This window comes from Streptomyces sp. NPDC055099, assembly GCF_053607685.1.
The window spans coordinates 94,500-112,147 of sequence record NZ_JBSGUA010000007.1 but is presented as its reverse complement, the minus strand read 5'-3'; the positions used below and the strand labels follow the sequence as shown (position 1 = coordinate 112,147).

Below are 17,648 nucleotides of genomic sequence, written 5' to 3'. Positions count from 1 at the left end.
ATGCGCATACGTCACACCCTCCCTCTGTTTGCCGCGGTCATGGCTGTTCTGGTGTCCGGTTGCGCGGATGAGCAGGGCGGGAGCAGCCCCAAGGGGAGTGCCGATGTCTCGGCGCAGCCGTCGAAGCCGTCGGCTTCTTCCGGAGACGCTGGTAGGCCGTGGGAGCCGGATGACGCGTTGCGGCGTGCCGAGCGGGCGCTCAAGTCCGCCGCTGACGACGGTACAGAGGCGGAGCTCGTTGATTCCGGCACCGCTTATCTCGGGTCGGGCCTGGCTAAGTCCTTCCGCACGAGCGGCGACAAATCGTACCGATTTGAGATCACCTGTGACACGGATGGGGCCGAGGAGCTCACTCTGACTCTGGCCCGGGGTGCGGATGAGCAGGCCTACGGGGTGGGATGCGGGGACCGCGAGGCGGACCACTTCAACCTCCCGACGGGCAAGCCGTTCACGGCGCACGTCGAATCCGAGCGGGCCGGCACGGGACTCATCGCATGGCGCCTGACCACGATCGCCCCCGGCGATGTGGAGGGATGCGACGACGACATCGACGGGTGCGAGGGCTGACCCCTTGTCGCACCGTCTCCCGTGAGCGGGGCGGCTGTGGGGCCTGCGGGCTCACGCGGTCGTCTCGCACACGAGAGAGCATCACCATCGAGTGCGCCCTTCGTGAGGGCTCACTGTCGGCACGGCCGATCTGCCTTCGAGAGCGCTGAGCACTGCGCCTGTCTCATGACACGACTGTCCCGAGGGGGACATGAAGAACGGCAGGGTTGGTGCCACGAGCCGACGTTGCTCGGGAGGGTGCCGAAGAGGGCGGCTTACTACGCGTTCCGGTCACGTACAGGTATGCGGGACAGGTATGCGTGGGTGGCTTGCGCGTTAGTCGAGTCCGGCCTCGTCGGCTTGGGAGATCTTGAACAGCAAGTGTGCGGTTTCGCTGTCGAAGCGTCGGGAGAGCTGTCACAGCGCGGTCGCGCCGCAGGTCATCAGGCCTGCCTCGCAGGAGGAGCGTGCGCCGTGTTCCAGGAGGGCCCACAGGTCAGGGTTGGCGGTGAGGACGGTGGGGTCGATCTCGACCCTGGTGCCGTACAGATCGCGCAGCACGAGGCGCTGCGCGACGCCATCGATCCAGCGCACGGAGATCAGGCGGTCGGTGCGCACCCGCTTGGTGCGCAGCAAACCCCGCGAGGCCAACCAGCCCTGGCTGGCGCTGACTTTGGGCGGAAGCAGGACAGCGAAGAGCAGCACCGCGAGCGCGAGCCACAGCGCGGTCCGCGGCAGCGTGAGCCCGCCACGGGCTGCGTCGACCACGATCAGGAGCGCGAGCAGTACGCCGGCGCACAGGGTGGTGTCACGCAGGTCGGCGGACCAGCGGCGGTCATGGGCCACGTGTTCGGGCGGTTGTGCTTCGGCTTCGGCTGATGCGGTACGGAGTCCCATGCGAGTGAAGCTAGGGAGTGAGGCAGTCGTGCGGCATGCCGGTTGACGGGTCTCTGATGCCGTGGTGACTGAACCTTGTCAGGCCCCTGATGCCCTGGTGTCTGAACCTTGACGGCCCCTGATGCCTTGGCGGGTGAACCTTGACGGCCCGCGATGCCCCGGCGGCTGCACCTTGACCGGCTTGGAGCGGTCTGGTCGTGCCTCCGGGTGTCAAGGCTGCGTGAAGACCGGGGCCTTTCGCGCGAAGAACGTGCAAGGGCCGTCGGAGAACAGCCAGGAGTGGGTCGACGCTGGCGGGACTTGACCTGGTTGAGCGCCGAGGAGCACTTGCATGTCCGTCCTGACCGCCGATCCCGGTACCGCCGTCTCCGCAGCCAAGGAGCCCCCGGATACCGAGGAGCCCCCGGATACCGGGGAGCGCCCGGATACCGGGGAGCGCCCGGATACCGGGGAGGGCCATCGCCTCACCGCCCTCACCGGCCTGGCCGCGCTCTCGCTCGACGCGATGGCGTCGGTGGCTTACGGCCCGGAGGCGATCGTGTTGGTCCTTGCTGCCGCCGGCGGCTTCGGCCTTGGCTTCACACTTCCGGTGACCCTGGCGATCGCCGGTCTGCTCGCGGTTCTGGTCGCCTCATACCGGCAGGTCATCGCGGCCTTCCCGAACGGCGGCGGATCGTATGCGGTGGCCAAGACACATCTGGGCCCGCGCACCAGCCTGGTGGCCGCGGCCTCCCTGGTCCTGGACTACGTGCTGAACGTCGCGGTTGCCGTCACGGCCGGCGTCGCCGCGCTCACCTCCGCCTTTCCGGGGCTGTACGCCGAGCGGCTGCCCCTCTGCCTGGGTGTCCTGGTCCTGATCACGGCCATCAATCTGCGGGGCATCGCCGAATCGGCCCGGGCATTCATCGTGCCGACCGCGGTGTTCGTCATTTCGATCCTGGTCCTGATCACCGCGGGCCTGTTCCGCGACGGACCGGTCTCCACGGCCACGGCCGACGGGCACGCCTCGGTCGTCGCGGACGACGTGACCACGGTCGGTGCCCTGCTCCTGCTGAAGGCGTTCGCCGCCGGCTGCTCCGCACTGACCGGCGTCGAGGCCATCGCGAACGCCGTGCCCTCCTTCCGCAGCCCGCGGGCACGCCGTGCCCAGCATGCCGAGGTCGCCCTCGGCGCCATCCTCGGGTTCATGCTGATCGGCCTCGCGGTGCTCATCTCCCGCTTCGGCCTGCGGCCCGTCGAAGGCGTCACTGTCCTCGCCCAGCTCGCGGACGCCTCGCTCGGCCACAACTGGGCTTTCTACGTGATCCAGTTCGCGACGATGCTCCTGCTGGCCCTGTCCGCGAACACCTCTTTCGGGAGCCTGCCCGTCCTGCTCAAGCTGCTCGCCCGCGACAACTACCTGCCGCACGTCTTCGCGCTCAAGGCAGATCGTCAGGTGCACCGCCATGGCGTGCTGACCCTGGCCGCCGTATCCGCCGCGCTGCTGCTCTTCTCCGGCGGTGACACCAACACCCTCGTCCCGCTCTTCGCGATCGGCGTCTTCGTCGGCTTCACGCTCGCGCAGACCGGCATGGTCCTGCACTGGCACCGGGTGCGTGGGCCGAGATGGCTGGGCAAGGCCGTCCTCAACGGTCTGGGAGGGCTGCTCACGGGTGTGTCCGCGATCGTCGTCACGGCCACCAAGTTCCACGACGGCGCCTGGCTCATCATGGTCGCCCTGCCTCTTCTGGTGGCCGCCTTCGAGGCAGTCCAGCGCGCGTACGCCGGAATCGGGGACCGCCTCGGCATCGGCCGCGTACCCGAACCCCCGCACCGCACCCGCTCATTGGTGATCGTCCCGGTCTCCGGCCTTTCCGGACTCACCAGTGAGGCGCTCAACGCCGCTGTCTCCCTCGGCGACGAGGTACGCGCCGTCACCGTCACCCACCTCGAACCCGAGGACCGAGAGGCCGCCGCCGCCCTTCACCGCGACTGGGAGCTGTGGAACCCGGGCGTCGAGCTGGTGGAGCTCAAATCCGAGCGCCGTACGATCGGCCGCCCGGTGGCGGCGTACGTCCGGAAGATCTACGCCTACCACCCGGGCACCCGCGTCACGGTCCTGATCCCCGAGGTCGAGCCGCCCAAGCTCTGGCAGCGCCTGTTGCAGAACCAGCGCGGCGCGGTCGTCGCCCACGCTGTGCGCCGTGACACCCCTGCGGTCATCTGCCGCCTGCGGTTTCGTCTCCCCGGCGGCAACGGCGGCAACGGCGGCAACGGCGGCAACGGCGGGGGTGACCGCGACCAGGAACGGACGACATCGCCTTCAGGCTGCCACGGTGTTGCGCGGCGTCAACGTCCCGGTGGCGCAGCGGATGTCGATCCTCGGCTTCGACGGCCACGCGATGGCGGAGCCGTGGGACCTGTCCACGCTGGCCCAGCCGGCCCGCCGACTCGTTGAGGCGGCAGCGGAGTTGGCCCACCAGGTGATCCATGATCCGGGGGGCGAACCGGGAGCGGCATGTGATCCTGCCGGTGGAACTGGTCCCGCGCGGCAGCACGGGCCCGGTGCCGCTGCCGGGTCCAGATCTGACCGCGTCCGATCAGCCGGATCTCTAGCCGCCGAAGCGGAGCTTGTACCGCGCCTTTCCCTTGGGGTAGTCGTCCAGCGTTCCGCCGCCCCAGTCGAAGTCGAAGTACGCCTGGTATGTCGAGTCCTTGACCAGGTCGGCCATCCGGTCGATGAAGTAAGGGGAGTCGCCGCCGCCCATATAGGCGTCGCCCCTGCCGTAAAGGCCCCATTCGGGATAGGACTTCGGCTTGTGGTGTGCGGCGGCGAATTCCTTGAACTCGTTCACGCCCATGGGGGTGGTGAGGGTGTGGTTCCACCGCTGGGCGGGCGTCGCGTCGGGGTGTTCCCACCACACGTCGTAGATGTTCAGACCCACGATGTCGACGTACGAGTCGCCCGGGTACAGCGTCTCGAATGACGTGACCTTGCCCGAGGTGCCGACGGCCATGTTGTAGTCGAAGCGGAAATGCGTGCCGGTTCGGGCGCGCATGAGCGTGACCACCCTGCGGAACATTTCCCGATAGGCCGCCGGGTCGTCAGTGCCTTGCCATGCGCCGATGGTCTTGTTGTTGCCCTCGTATCCGAGGCGGACGACGGAGTCGGCGAGGCCGTTCCTGACCAGCAGGTCGGCGAGGTCGCGGAACTGGCCGTCGTACTCCCCGGCGAGCCCGTCCTTGAAGTTTCCGCCCTTGGGCAGCAGCGGCAGCCCGAGCACGAACTGCCGGCCGTCCCCGGCCTTCTTCCAGTCGCCCCAGTACCTGGCCGCGTACTGATTCCAGCCGTCGTTCTCCGACGGGTCCAGATAGTCCGTGGCATCCATTTGCGACCGGCCGAGCCACGTCCGCGACTCGTTCACGGCATCCGTCTTGCCCGGCCCGGCATAGACACCCAGACGAGAGGGGACGGCGGCACCCTCGGAAGGCATGGCCATGGTCGCGAGGATAACCCCGGCCATGGCGAAGATCGTCGCCAGTTTCCGCTTCACTTCTCATCCTTGTCGACCCTGGCCCCCAGTTTCGGGACATTGTGGGAAGGGCCGTGCGCGAAGGCAATGAGAGATCGTTACTAAGTGCGGTCGTAGCGCGGTCGTAGCGCGGTCGGAGGGTGGGCGGAGGGTGGGCGGTTCGTGGGCGGTTCACCCGTCCGTAATCGGCGCGATTCGCTGCTATCGAGCGTCGTTGGAGCCGGGGACGGCATGGCGCATCTCACGTCGGAAGGGCGTCGACGGAGTTGTGTGATGATACGCGGATGTTGCCCGGCCCTGGGGAGTGGCCGGATGTATGCGAAGGGGTGGGGACGCCGCGTGGGCAAGGATGGGTCCATATCGGACGAGGAATGGACGCGTTTCCTGCGGGAAGCCGAGGCCGGCGCTGGGAGCGCTCCCGAGGAGCCGTCGGCGCGGGCCCGCATGGTGGCGCGGCGGTTGCGGGAGGAGCCAGGACCGCCGGAGGGGTGGCGGACCCATCAACCGGTCCGGCGGCGCCGGGGCAAGGGCTGGTACGTGGTCGGGCTGGTCGCGGTCGCCCTGGTCCTGGCGGCGGCGCTCGCGCCGGGAGGCCTGACGGGATGGTTCGGAGGGGGCGACGGGGATGCCTCGCCGGCCGCCGCGGAGTCGGCACGTCCGAGTACGGCACCGGCGACGGAGGCCGCGGCGCAACAGCCCACGATGGACGAGCCGTTCAGAGGATCGCCCGCGGCGCGGTGGGGTGACGGGGCGGCAGGGATTCATCTGCCGGCGGCACGGGCGACGGGCTGGATGAGCCGGGAGCAGGTCGCGGACACCCTCAAGCGGTCCCGGGACTTCCTGGTGGCGTCCAGTCTCGACCGAGGGGTGCTGCGCGGGGAGCGGCCCGCCGAGGCGATCGAACTCATCAACCCGCATCAGGCCGACGTCAAGGACTTCCTCTCCGCCGCGTTCAGCGCGCCCAGCAAGGAGAACGATCCGCTGCTGATGTTCAGCCGGTTCGAGAAGTCGAAAGTGCGTCTCGTCGGGGACGTGGTCAAGACGCGGGGCCGGATCACGTTCGAGGAAGGCAAGCGCGGTGCGGTCGAGGTGACCGCCGATGTCACCTATGTCTATCCGGTCGTGAGCGCCGAGGCGGGCAGCGAGGAGGTCGTACGTACCATCGTGCGCCGCGAGACCGTGATGAGCTGGGACGACCCGGCGAAGGTGATCACCAAGAAGGGGACGTTCTCCTTCGTCTCCTACAAGGTCGACACCACCAACGGCGGCTGCGACACCTACACCGGCTACCTCACCCCCGAATTCGGCGCCGACCGCGCCGCCCCGAACGCGGACGAGGGCCCCGAAGTCGACCCGTACGACCGCAGCGAGTCGATGGAGACGCGCATGCGCGACAGATCGGAATGCGGCACGGCGTCACGATCGTGAGGGAGGCGCGGCACGGTGTGAGGGGCCCCGGCGCACCACTGCGTGAGCTGCGTCGGCGGCGGGCGATTAGAATCTTCTCTCATGTCGAAGCCTGACGAACTGCTTGTTGACGTCGCCGCCCTGGTGGAGTCCGGGCACAGCAATCAGATGTCTCTGACCGTGGTCGCCTGTGGTGCTGTCATCACAGGCCGGCTGGCCCCCGAATCCGTCTGGAGGCAGCGGGTCTCGGAGGTTCTGGCGGACTCGGACCGCCTGAGCGATTTCTCCGCCATGTTCACCGCCGCGTCGGACAAGGAGGGGCCCCCGCGCCATCTGCATTTCCACGTGGCGCGGATTCTGCAGGGCACGGTCGGTATCCCGGAGACCGGCGGCATGTACCGCGTGGCGATCGAGGATGTCAGCGCCTGGACCATCGGCGACTTCAGCTACTCCGACCACTGACGGACGCCCTTACCGAAGAACGTGCCGAGGGGCCCGGGCGCCGGCCGGCGCCCGGGCCCCTCGGGCTGTTCGGATGTCCCGCTCAGCCGTCTCGGTCAGTCACCGGCGCCGAGCCTGAAGTGGAAGATTCCCCACGTCAGGTGCGCGTCGCGGCCGCCCGCGATCCAGTGGCCGAGACCCTTCTTCATCTGGGCGAGGTAGTCGTGGCTGATCCTCCTGGCCAGCCCCTCGGCCTCCTGCCGCTCGGTTTCCTCCAGGACCCGCGTGTAGTGGTTCACCAACTGCTCGCGGTGCTCCTCGAAGCCACCGTCGACGGCGGTGAAGCCGAGCCGGTCCAGCTCGCGGGTGTAGAAGCCGGGTGAGCCCATGTCGTCCAGATGGATACGGTCGAGGATCGGCTGCAGCACGTCCGTGCTGCCGCCGTCCGCCGCCGCCATCGGGTCGGTGAAGATGAGACGGCCGCCCGGCCGCAGCACCCGTGCGATCTCCTCCAGGACCCGGATCCGGTTGCCGCTGTGCAGGAAGGCGTCCTGGGACCAGATGACGTCGACGTGGTCGTCCGGGTACGGGATGTCCTCGAAGGACCCGTCCACGACCTCGATCCTGTCGGTGAGCGAGCGGGCCGCGTTCAGCTCCTTGTGGCGCTGGTTCTCCACCTCGCTGAGGTTGAGGGCGAGGACCCGGCAGCCGTACGTCTGCGCCAGATAGCGCGCCGAGCCACCGAACCCCGAACCGAGGTCGAGCACCACGGATTCCTGGGTCAGCTCCAGCTTCGACGCCATCCGCTCGACGGTCCGCCGGCTCGCGGCCGCGATGGGCTCCACCGGGCTTTCGTACAGGCCGATGTGGATGTCCTCGCCGCCCCACACCGAGGCGTAGAAGGTGTCGGCGTCGGGCGAGTTGTAGTAGCTGCGGGCGGTGCCGACCGCGCCTTTGTACTGCCCCTCGTTCTCGGTCCGGTACTCCTTCTCCGCCACGTGCACGAAGAAGTCCGGCTGCTCGCCCCGGTAGGTGTGCTGGAAGTCGCCGTAGGTCTCGATGTGCTGGAAACCCACCTCGGACATCAGCCGCCGCGTGTAGTCCTTGCGCAGCGGGAACATGTTGAGGTGGTAGATGGAGTTGTCCGGGAAGCTGTACCGCATGCGGCACAGTCCCTCGTCGACATACTCCGGCTCCACGATGACGTCCTCACCGCAGTAGTAATACCTGTGCTTGCTGGTGTATCCGTCGTCCAGGACCGCGTCGTAATTGCGCTGGTCCAGGACGAGAATTCCGTCGTGCTTGAGCATCGCGTAGAACTCGGCCAGCGCCTTGCGCCGGTCCCGCTCCGAGAACAGATGCGTGAAGGAGTTGCCGAGGCAGACGATGGCGTCGTACTCCCCGTGGACGTCTCTGTTGAGCCATCGCCAGTCCGCCTGGACGACCCGCAGGATGTGCCCGCCCTGCTTCATGCCGTTCTCGAACGCCCTCGCCAGCATCTCCGCGCTGCCGTCCGCGCTCACGGTCTCGAATCCGGCGGCCAGCAGCCGTACGGAATGGAATCCCGTGCCCGTCGCGACGTCGAGCACGCTCCTCACCCCCCACTTGTGCAGCAGGTCGATGAAGAAGTTCCCTTCGCTCTCCTCTCTCTTCTCCCAATCGATGAGGGAGTCCCACTTCTCGACGAAGCTGGGGACGTACTCCTCCGTGTAGTGCCCGGTTTCGCGTACTTCGACAGGGTTGTCGCCGAACTCTTGGGCCGGTTGCACGATGATGGGGACCCTTCAGCCTTGAGGAATCCTGCCCGGCGCGGCAGCCCAGGCCGGCACATGCCGCAGGCCTGGGGAGCCACGTGGTGTGAGCGCATTGCTATCCAAGACTGAGGGGTCTGATTCCTCCAAAGTTCGTATACGGAGCTGGAGTTGGGCCGAACAGCGGTCTTGGCCAGCGGCTTTCCCGCCGCAAGATTGTTTGCGGCGGCGGGGGCAGAACGGCCGCTGTGCCTAGCAGCTGCCGTCGGACACCTTGAGGCCGGTGTTCGCTCCCGCCGTCCTGGCCACGATGGCCGGCACGCAGGCGGCACTGTCCAGCCTGTACGCGTAAGGGATGTTCACCGTCGTGTTGGACGTCGGGTTCGGGCCCGCCGGCTTGTACTCGTCGTCGGCGGGGGACCAGGTCACCTTGTCGAAGGTGTTGCCGCTGACCTGCCAGTAACCGGCCGCGTCGGTGTAGAAGGTGCCGAGGACGTCCTTGGAGTCCTTGAAGTAGTTGTTGTCCACCTTGGCCTTGGCCCCGGCGCGGGAGTTGATGCCGGACTCGTTCAGACCCACGTAGTAGTTGTTGTAGATGTGGGCCGTGCCGCCGCGCAGCAGGGGCGTGCGGGAGTCGATGTTCTCGTACTTGTTGTGGTCGTACGTGACGTAGCCGTTCGAGACATCGCTCTCGCTGGACCCGACGAGGCCGCCGCGCCCGGAATTGCGCAGGATGCTGTACGACAAGGTCACGTACTGCGTGTTGTTCTTCATGTCGAAGAGGCCGTCATAGCCCTCCGACTCCCCGCCCGACGCCTCCAGGGTCGTGTGGTCGACCCAGACGTTGCGGACATCGCTCTCCATGCCGATGGCGTCGCCGCCGTTGGACGTGGGGGAGCCGGACTTCTTGACGTTCTTGACGGTCACGTTCTGGATGATGATGTTGCTGGAATCCCTGATGTGGATGCCCAGCTGGTCGAAGACGGCGCCGCTTCCGACGCCGACGATCGTGACGTTGCTGATCTGCTTGAGCTCGATCACACCGGCGGCGGTGTTGCAGCTTTCGCCCGACACCTTCGTGGTGTTGCCGTGGTTGATCGTCCCCTCCACCTCGATGGTGATCGGAGTGTCGTCGGCGGCGCGGGTGCACAGCGCCGTGTGGATCGCGGTGCCCGTCGTGGCCCGCACCGTCTTCCCGCCCGCGCCGCCCGTGGTCCCGCCGTTCTGCGCGGCGTAGCCGGTGGCGCTGCCGACCGCGGCCGAGGCCCCGGCCCGTGCGGAGGCCTCCGGCAGGGTCAGCGCCGCGCCGGTCGCGGCCGTGGCGACCAGCGCGGCCAGTGTGACCTGCAGTCTTCGTGAACGTGCTCGGCTCATGCTCGGCTCCCTGTTCGTCGTTGAATCCGGGATGTCGCTGTCCCGCACGCGGTAGTGGTCACGGCGGACCCCGAGGTTGCCGCCTCCTTGCCGCGTTCTTCGTGCCGTGGGGTGACCGTGGGGGTGGAGTCCGCGTCCGGGGTTCTTGGGGCAGGTGGGAGTATGGGCAGCATGGATATACGAGCCCGGAACAATGTGACGGTCACGGGTCCGGCCGATGGGCCCGCGGTGGTCCTCGCGCACGGATTCGGCTGTGACCAGAACATGTGGCGACTGGCCGTGCCGGCCCTGGCGGAGCGGCACCGCGTGGTGCTCTTCGACTACGTCGGCTCCGGTGGCTCGGATCTGTCGGCCTGGAGCCAGGAGCGGTACTCGACACTCGACGGCTACGCCCAGGACGTGGTCGACGTCTGTACGGAACTCGGACTCGAGAACGCGGTCTTTGTCGGGCACTCCGTCAGCGCCATGGTCGGAGTCCTCGCCGCCCGCACGGCACCGGAGCGCATCGGGTCGCTGGTGATGGTGGCGCCCTCTCCCCGTTACATCGACGACAACGGCTACCGGGGCGGCTTCACCGCGGAGGACATCGACGAGCTGCTGGTCTCGCTCGAATCGAACTATCTGGGCTGGTCGTCCGCGATGGCGCCGGTGATCATGGGCAATCCGGAGCGGCCGGAACTCGGTCAGGAACTGACCAACGGCTTCTGCGCCACCGACCCGGACATCGCCCGGGTCTTCGCCCGCACCACGTTCCTCTCCGACAGCCGCGAGGACCTGAAGAGCGTGACCGTGCCCACCCTGGTGCTCGAATGCTCCCAGGACATGATCGCGCCCCGCGAGGTCGGCGCGTATGTGCACGCCGCGATCCCCTCGTCGCGCCTGGTCACCCTGGACGCCACCGGGCACTGCCCGCAGCTGAGCGCGCCGGAGGCCACCAACGAAGCCATACTCGGCTTCCTGGGGACCCTGCGTTGATGAGCCTCGGAGGTGACGAGCCGGAGCCGGCTGAGCTGGGGGACACCGCGGGAACGGACGCCGCGTTCACCGCGCTGCTCGAGGACAGTGCCGAGGACCTGTACGAGACGGCTCCCTGCGGCTACCTGTCGACGTTGATGGACGGAACCATCGCCAAGATCAACACCACCCTGCTCGACTGGCTCGGCCTGAAGCGCGAGGCAGTGGTGGGGCAGGTCCGCTTCGCCGATCTCCTCACTGTCGGCGGGAAGCTCTACCACGAGACGCACTTCGCGCCGCTGCTGCGCATGCAGGGCGAGCTGCGCGGCATCGCGCTGGAGATGAAGGCTGCCGACGGGAGCCGGCTGCCGGTGATGGCCTCCTCCGTGGTCAAGTACGGCAGTGAGGGTGACCCGCTGCTGATCCGCACGACCCTCTCCGATGCCTCCGACCGGCGGGCCTACGAGCAGGAACTCCTGCACCGCCGCCAGGAGGCCGAGCGGGCGCGTGCCGAGGCCGAGCGGGCACGCGCGGAGGCGGAGGAGGCCCGTCGGCAGGCCGAGGCCGACCGCCGGCGCCTCGCCGACTCGCTCGCCGTGCTGCAGCAGTCCCTCGTGCCCTCCTCGCTGCCCGCCGTGCCGGGGCTCGAGGCCGCCGTCTACTACCACACGGCCTCTCCGGACCGTCTCGGCGGCGACTTCTACGACCTGTTCGCCCTGGGGGACGGACGGTGGGCCTTCTTCCTGGGCGACGTGTGCGGCAAGGGCCCCCAGGCGGCTTCGCTGACCTCCCTCACGCGGTACACCCTGCGGGCCGCGGCACTGCACGATCCCGAGCCCGCCGTGGCCCTGGCCACGCTCAACTCCGTCCTCCAGGAGCGCTACGGAGCCAGTGGCGACCCCCGCTACTGCACGGTCATTTTCGGCGTCGTCCAGCCGGGCGCCGAGGACGGAGACGTCGACGTGCGCCTCGCCTCCGGGGGGCACCCGCCGGCGCTGGTGGTGCGGGCCGGCGGGACCGCCGACTACCTGCCGACGCCCGGGGGGTTGCTCGTCGGCGTCGTTCCCGAGGCCCGGTTCGCCACCGCGGAGACCACGCTCGCCGCCGGTGACACGCTGCTGCTGTACACCGACGGGCTCACGGAGGCCCGTACCGGCTCGACCCGCCAGAGCCTCTTCGGCGACGACGCCCTACAGGCGTTCGCCGCCGAGAACGCCCCCACCACGCCCCACGAGATGATCGCCGAGCTGACCGGGCTCCTGGAAAGCTTCGGCGACGGACTGGACGACGACACCGCACTGCTCGCTCTGGGCGTCCCCACCGCCCACCCGGCCACGGATCACCCACGATGAGCCCTTTGAACATCACCTGCCGCAGCACTGTCACCGGACCCGTCCTGCACGTGGTCGGCGAACTCGACTACGAGCGGGCCACCGCCCTGCGCGAACAGGTCGATAGCCTGGCCCTGTCCCGGGGGCAGAACCTGATCATCGACCTGTCCCGCCTGGAGTTCTGCGACTCCACCGGCATCAGCGTCCTGCTGGCCGCCCGCCTGCGGGCTCAGGCCGCGGAGGCCGAGCTGATCCTGGTCGGCATCCCCGCCAACACACTGCGCATCCTGCGGATCGTCGGCCTGGACCAGGTCTTCACCATCCAGCCCGCCAGCGAGACCGCCTGAGCTCTACGGGCGGTCCACGAGATCAGGGCAGCCGTGCGGGGCAGAGACGGTGGGGCTTCGGGTCGCCTTCGATCCTGGCCTGCGCGCAGCCGCCCGGCAGCGAGCCGTACGCCTTCTTGCCGAAGTTGGCCGTCACCGTCAGCTTCCCGTCGCCGAACTCCGAGCGCTGCACCGTCCCGTCAGCGGTGAGCCGCCGGTAGTCGGTCATCCGCTCGGTGCCCGCGGCCTGGTGCAAAGGTGCGAAATAGCGTTGCAGCGCGGCCATTTCCCTGCCCGTGGACCTCAAGTTCTTGTCCCCGAGCGTGAAGTTGAGCGGGGTGTTGTAGAGAGCGGACATCAGCGCTCGGTCCGTCTTCTGTTCCGGGAGTTTGTTGTACGGCATCTCCCAGCGGTCGGTGTTGATGACGGAATCGTGCAGCGCGGTCTCGTACAGGGGAACGCGATAGCGCGGGTCGTACATCGACTTCGCCAGAGCGGGCGGGAGTTCGGCCTCCTTGAAGAACAACGCGGGCGCGCCCTGCGGTGCGTAGCCGCCCCACTTCTCCTTGTCCCTCTCCAGTTTCCACAGACCGTCGGCGACCGGTGTCTGGCCGCCGTGGTTGAAGGCGAGCACGGGGGCGGCCCAGGCGCCCGCCGATTCGGAGCCGAGGACGAACTTGTCGTCGGAGGCCAGTTTCCGCATGCGCTCCAGGCGATTGGCGCGGTCCTGCTTCTTGTTCATGCGGTGGCTCTCGCTGCTGTCGGTGAACAGCTCACCCGCCGCGTCGACGTCCAGGAAATAGCTGTTGGCGCCATTGGCCGTGATCTTCTTCGCCCGGTCGGCCAGGTAGTGCTTGGTGGGCTCGGCCTGCTTGAAGGCCTGGGTGCTGACATAGCAACCCCGGCCTCCGAAGCCTTCCTTGACCTTGCCCTTCCAGTCCCGCACGCAGAAATCCGGGTAGACCGGGCCGGGCCATTTCGACGACGGGTTGTCGGCGGTTCCGGCAGGCTGGCCGTTGGCGTAGGAGTCGTAGGGGCCGACCAGATAACCGTTTCGTTTCGCCGCCCGCACGGCCTGCGCGTCCATCGGCCGGTCGTCCGCGTCGTAACCGAGCCAGAGCCGCGAGACACCGAGCTCACGCAGTTCGTCCACGCCCTTGGCGGTGCGTGCGCTGCCCCAGGCGTAGGCGTGCACGGCCCCCAACAGGCGCTTCACTTCCGGGTTTTCGCGGATCTTCTGCTTCAGCGAGCGCAGCCCGCCGTGCTCGTCCAGGTAGGCGCGGTAGTCGGAGGCCGAGGAGACCGGGGACGCGTCGGTGAGGGAGAAGTGCACCGTGTAGTCGCGGGTCCGCTCGCGCCGCGAGAACTCGTGCCGCGCGGTGGAGCCGATCCGGCCGTCCTCCGACGCGAAGGCGAGTGACGTGCCGACCTCCTCCGGCACGATGTAGCCGACACCGTGCTTGCCCTGGGTGTAGCCCCAGGCCGGAAGGGTGAGGCCGCCCGAGAGGTCGGCCTCCGAGTCCTTGAGACCGGCCTCGCCGGAGTTCCAGAAGGTGTCACCCACCGGGACGCGCAGGCCCTCGCCGCGGGGGATCTGCAGGGCCGCGCCGGCGCCGGGCCTCGTGCTGGGCCACGACAGGTTCTGGTCGGCCGCGGAGTGGACCGTCATGCGCAGGCGGCCGCGCTCGCTCTTCGCCGTGACGGTGACCTTCTTGGCGGGGTACGACCAGCGGGCCGTGCCGCCGTCCACGGTCACCTTGCCCGGCTTGCCGAGCCGCTGTCCCGCCGCGCCCGACACCGGGAGCGAGGCCCCGTCGCCGGTCCGACCCGTGACGCGCAGCGACCCGGTGTCCACGCGCGCGGTGCCACCCCGCACGGCGAAGTCCACTGTGGCGCCGTGCACTTGAGGCGACGCCGTCGGCCTGCCGCCCCCGGACGGCGGCTCGGCCATGGCCAGGTAACCCGCCGACGCCGTACCGGCGGTCAGCGCCACGGCCACGGCGATGCCGTACGTACGGACAAGTCGCCGACGCCGCGCACCCGCGACGTCACTGTGCCGGGCTCCCTGGGGCTGACTGCTGTTGTTCATCGCGTAGTTCACGGGGGAGAGCGTCAGGGGTGGGCCTAAGAAGTTTCTAAGAACGGTTTCAGGCCCGGCGCATGGAACGGTTCCAGGCCCGGAGCATGGCGGATCATCGGCATCTTATGGCAGATTCTCGGAAGTGCGACACGGTCCCCGGCGTCGACGATGACGGGGTGCGAAGGAATACGTCCATCAGTCTCCTGTCCGCCGGGCACGCCTGCGTCGACCTGTACCAGGGCGCCGTGGCCTCCCTGGTGCCGTTCTTCGTCGCTGAGCGCGCCTACAGCTACGCCGCCGTCTCCGGCATCGTGCTCGCCGCCTCGCTGCTGTCGTCGGTGGCGCAACCGCTGTTCGGCATCCTCACCGACCGCCGGGCGATGCCGTGGCTGCTCCCGGCCAGCACGCTCCTCGGCGGTCTGGGCATCGCCTTGAGCGGGGTGAGCGGCTCGTACGGGCTGACCCTCGTGTGCGTGGCCGTGTCCGGGGTGGGCGTGGCCGCCTATCACCCCGAGTCCGCGCGGGTCGCCCGGCTCGCGAGCCAGGGCAGTCACCGGGGCATGGGGTGGTTCTCGCTCGGCGGGAACCTCGGCTTCGCGGTCGCCCCGCTTCTGGTCACCGCTGTCGTCGCCGCGGGAGGCCTGCGACTGACTCCGCTGCTCGTCCTGCCGGCGCTCGTCGGCGCCGTGCTGTGCCTGCCCGTGCTGCGTGCGCTGGAGCGGCAGCGTCAGGCCGCCGGGGACGGCGCCGACACGGTGGCAGTGGCGGCGAAGGACGACAAGGCGTCGTTCGTGAAGCTGTCGCTGGCCGTGGTGTGCCGGTCGATCGTCTTCATCGGCCTGAGCACGTTCATCTCCCTGCTCGCCAAGGAACGTATGGGCGGCAGCACGGCCGCGGGCACGGCGGCGCTGTTCGTGCTCTACCTCGGGGGCGCGGTGGGCTCCGTGCTCGGCGGCGCGCTGGCCGAGCGCTGGGGCCGGGTCGCCGTCGCGCGCTGGGCGTACCTGCTCACGGCAGGATGTGTCGCGGGTGTGGTGTTCCTGCCCGGTCCTGCGCTCTATCCGTGCGTGGCGCTGACCTCGGCGGGCCTGTACGTCCCGTTCTCGCTGCAGGTCACGCTCGGGCAGGACTACCTGCCCTCCCGCGTCGGCACCGCGAGCGGGATCACCCTCGGTCTGACCGTCAGCATCGGTGGTCTGGCGAGCCCCTTGATCGGCGGTCTCGCCGACGCGACATCCCTGCGGACCGCCCTGGCGCCCCTGGTCCTCATGCCCGTGCTGAGCTGGCTGCTGTTCCGCACCCTGCGTGAGCCCGAACCCACCGTGCCGCAACCCGTGGGTGCGTCCCGCTGAACGAGGGGAGGGGCCCCGGACGCACCGGAGCCCCTCCACGTCCCATGGGTCCTTCAGCGGATGCCGGCCATCAGTAGATGTTGGCCTCCACCTCCGGGCCGTCGCCCCGCGTGCTGTTGATCTGCGCCCGCAACGAGATCTCGTCGTACACACGGAACTCCCGTACGATCCGGCCGTCCTGGATCAGGAACTGGGAGACGCCGAGCACGGTCACCGGCTTGTCGGTCAGCCGGCCGAAGTCCGGCGTGCCCCGGTAGGTGCCGTGCATGGTCCAGGTGACGGCCACCCGCAGGCCCGCGTACCGCGGCGCGTAGTTGGTCTGTACGTCCCGTACCTCGAACCGGGCGTCGGGGAAGGCGGCCACCATGGCCATCAGGTCGCTCTGGTAGCGCTCGGGGCGGATGACCGTCCGGTCGCCGATCGTGTGCAGGAAGAGGTCACGCGTCATGAAGTCGTTGACCTTGTGCAACCGGCGCTGGGACCACACCTCGTCGATGAACTCCAGGACCATCTCGCACTCGGGCCGGAACTCGTCGGGCCGCGGTCCGCTGACTCCGGCGAGCAGCACGTCCTTCGGCGGCTCCTCGGTCATCGATCCGCTGTATCCCTGGAACCGCAGGGCGCGGGCCGCCTCGTCGGGGTCGATGCCGCTCTGCAGACAGGTGGCCAGTTCATCGCGGACCACCCATTCCTCGACCATCCGGCCGCGGCGGTAGAGGCAGTTGGCGACCGTGCGCTTGCGGATGCGGATGTTCCGGCCGTCGACCAGGTGCTCGTCGTTGGAGAAGACGAGGTGCGAGCTGAGGAAGGCGTCGTTCCCGCGCGCCTCCCACACCACGTCCTCGGCCTGGCCGATGTGTCCGGGCGTGCTGCCCATGCGCATCGTGGTGCCCTCGATGACGCCGTCGCGGCCGACCACGGTGCCCAGGCTCGTGTGGACGATCGAGTCCGGCTCGTAGTTGTCGACGATGTAGGCGATGTCCCGGTCGACCCAGATGCGGTCGGTGACCTCGCGGATGAAGTCGTCGGGGTCCTTGTAGGGGAGGTAGGCGACGGGGTCAAGCGACATGGTGGGTGCCTTTCTCGATGTCTCAGAATTGGACGCGCAGGTGCGCGTAGGTGATTCGTGTATGCGTATGCAGTCGTGCTCAGGCGGTGAACTTGTCCGCGCCGAGGTGGCTCCGGTACGTCTCCGTCATGAACGCGCTGACGACCACGAGGGCCAGGACCGCGGCGGCCGCGAGGTAGACCCACACGGCGTAGATCGTGTCGAAGCTGGTCACGAGCAGGGCGGCGACGAACGGTGTGATCCCCCGCGCGGCGCCTTCGAGTACGAGACGGGATATCAGGCGCTGCCGCGGCTGCTCGACGCGGCACAGAGGCCCACCGCGGTCTTCTGCGGCAACGACGTGGTCGCCATCGGCGTCCTGAACGCGGCGCTCGCGGCCGGGCTGCGGGTTCCCGACGACCTGACCGTGATCGGTTTCGACGACCTTCCCATGGCGGCCTGGGAGGTGTTCCGGCTGACCACGGTCCGGCACGACCTGCGGGAACTGTCGCGTCAGGCGGCCCGTCTGCTGGTGCGGCGCATCGACGGTGACGCCGACCCCAAGGGTGAACGCCTCGTCCTGCCGACCGAGTTCGTGCCCCGGGCGACGCACGCCAGGCTCCCCTGAC

General features: G+C 68.8%; 15 protein-coding genes and 1 pseudogene. 10 read left to right on the top strand and 6 right to left on the bottom strand.

The annotated features are described in order from the left end of the window. Entirely contained in the window at nt 1-567 is a 567-nt protein-coding gene (locus tag ACWFRU_RS19305) for a hypothetical protein (RefSeq protein WP_453688477.1), read from the top strand. A 396-nt stretch (nt 568-963) separates the two neighbouring features. Here ACWFRU_RS19305 and ACWFRU_RS19300 read toward each other — a convergent pair whose 3' ends face one another. Beyond that, entirely contained in the window at nt 964-1,443 is a 480-nt protein-coding gene (locus ACWFRU_RS19300; RefSeq protein ID WP_453688475.1) for a hypothetical protein, read from the bottom strand. Nucleotides 1,444-1,774: 331 nt separating this feature from the next. Between ACWFRU_RS19300 and ACWFRU_RS19295 the strand changes: the two genes are divergently transcribed. Together ACWFRU_RS19295 and ACWFRU_RS19290 are read left to right on the top strand one after the other, a co-directional pair. Then, nucleotides 1,775-3,880 carry an APC family permease gene (locus ACWFRU_RS19295; protein ID WP_453688473.1) on the top strand — a complete coding sequence of 702 codons (2,106 nt, stop codon included), beginning with the start codon at nt 1,775-1,777 and terminating at the stop codon, nt 3,878-3,880. A 32-nt stretch (nt 3,881-3,912) separates the two neighbouring features. Further along, the gene (locus tag ACWFRU_RS19290) at nt 3,913-4,038 is read left to right on the top strand and encodes a hypothetical protein (RefSeq protein ID WP_453688471.1); all 126 of its coding nucleotides are present in this window, start codon (nt 3,913-3,915) and stop codon (nt 4,036-4,038) included. Here ACWFRU_RS19290 and ACWFRU_RS19285 read toward each other — a convergent pair. Next, a complete protein-coding gene (locus ACWFRU_RS19285; protein ID WP_453688469.1) occupies nt 4,035-4,922 on the bottom strand; it encodes a glycosyl hydrolase in 888 nt (295 codons plus the stop codon). The two genes, ACWFRU_RS19290 and ACWFRU_RS19285, sit on opposite strands and share 4 nt — an antisense overlap. Before the next feature lie 372 nt (nt 4,923-5,294). Between ACWFRU_RS19285 and ACWFRU_RS19280 the strand changes: the two genes are divergently transcribed. Further along, a complete protein-coding gene (locus ACWFRU_RS19280; protein ID WP_453688467.1) occupies nt 5,295-6,383 on the top strand; it encodes a hypothetical protein in 1,089 nt (362 codons plus the stop codon). An 81-nt stretch (nt 6,384-6,464) separates the two neighbouring features. Beyond that, nucleotides 6,465-6,824, top strand: coding sequence for a hypothetical protein (locus ACWFRU_RS19275; protein WP_453688466.1), 360 nt, complete (start codon nt 6,465-6,467; stop codon nt 6,822-6,824). A 95-nt stretch (nt 6,825-6,919) separates the two neighbouring features. On the opposite strand, the gene ACWFRU_RS19270 is transcribed toward ACWFRU_RS19275, so the two are convergent. Together ACWFRU_RS19270 and ACWFRU_RS19265 are read right to left on the bottom strand one after the other, a co-directional pair. Next, nucleotides 6,920-8,572 carry a glycine/sarcosine N-methyltransferase gene (locus tag ACWFRU_RS19270; protein WP_453688464.1) on the bottom strand — a complete coding sequence of 551 codons (1,653 nt, stop codon included), beginning with the start codon at nt 8,570-8,572 and terminating at the stop codon, nt 6,920-6,922. A gap of 237 nt (nt 8,573-8,809) precedes the next feature. After that, nucleotides 8,810-9,928 (bottom strand): annotated as a pseudogene (locus ACWFRU_RS19265) (pectate lyase family protein); the annotation flags it as partial. A gap of 171 nt (nt 9,929-10,099) precedes the next feature. Here ACWFRU_RS19265 and ACWFRU_RS19260 point away from each other — a divergent pair. Genes ACWFRU_RS19260 through ACWFRU_RS19250 form a run of 3 tightly spaced genes read left to right on the top strand, consistent with a single transcriptional unit; the run spans nt 10,100 to nt 12,560 of the window. Continuing rightward, the gene (locus ACWFRU_RS19260; protein WP_453688462.1) at nt 10,100-10,903 is read left to right on the top strand and encodes an alpha/beta fold hydrolase; all 804 of its coding nucleotides are present in this window, start codon (nt 10,100-10,102) and stop codon (nt 10,901-10,903) included. Then, a complete protein-coding gene (locus ACWFRU_RS19255; protein WP_453688460.1) occupies nt 10,903-12,234 on the top strand; it encodes a PP2C family protein-serine/threonine phosphatase in 1,332 nt (443 codons plus the stop codon). The genes ACWFRU_RS19260 and ACWFRU_RS19255 overlap by 1 nt, the downstream gene beginning before the upstream one ends. Then, a complete protein-coding gene (locus tag ACWFRU_RS19250; RefSeq protein WP_453688459.1) occupies nt 12,231-12,560 on the top strand; it encodes an STAS domain-containing protein in 330 nt (109 codons plus the stop codon). The genes ACWFRU_RS19255 and ACWFRU_RS19250 overlap by 4 nt, the downstream gene beginning before the upstream one ends. 22 nt (nt 12,561-12,582) lie before the next feature. Here the strand turns inward: ACWFRU_RS19250 and ACWFRU_RS19245 are convergent, their stop codons facing one another. After that, nucleotides 12,583-14,640 carry a glycoside hydrolase gene (locus ACWFRU_RS19245; RefSeq protein WP_453688457.1) on the bottom strand — a complete coding sequence of 686 codons (2,058 nt, stop codon included), beginning with the start codon at nt 14,638-14,640 and terminating at the stop codon, nt 12,583-12,585. 155 nt (nt 14,641-14,795) lie between these two features. Between ACWFRU_RS19245 and ACWFRU_RS19240 the strand changes: the two genes are divergently transcribed. Beyond that, a complete protein-coding gene (locus ACWFRU_RS19240; protein WP_453688455.1) occupies nt 14,796-15,971 on the top strand; it encodes an MFS transporter in 1,176 nt (391 codons plus the stop codon). A gap of 70 nt (nt 15,972-16,041) precedes the next feature. Here the strand turns inward: ACWFRU_RS19240 and ACWFRU_RS19235 are convergent, their stop codons facing one another. Beyond that, nucleotides 16,042-17,040, bottom strand: coding sequence for an ester cyclase (locus ACWFRU_RS19235; RefSeq protein ID WP_453688453.1), 999 nt, complete (start codon nt 17,038-17,040; stop codon nt 16,042-16,044). 61 nt (nt 17,041-17,101) lie between these two features. Here ACWFRU_RS19235 and ACWFRU_RS19230 point away from each other — a divergent pair, with 61 nt between their 5' ends. After that, a complete protein-coding gene (locus tag ACWFRU_RS19230) occupies nt 17,102-17,647 on the top strand; it encodes a substrate-binding domain-containing protein (protein WP_453688451.1) in 546 nt (181 codons plus the stop codon). Nucleotide 17,648: the final 1 nt, after the last annotated feature.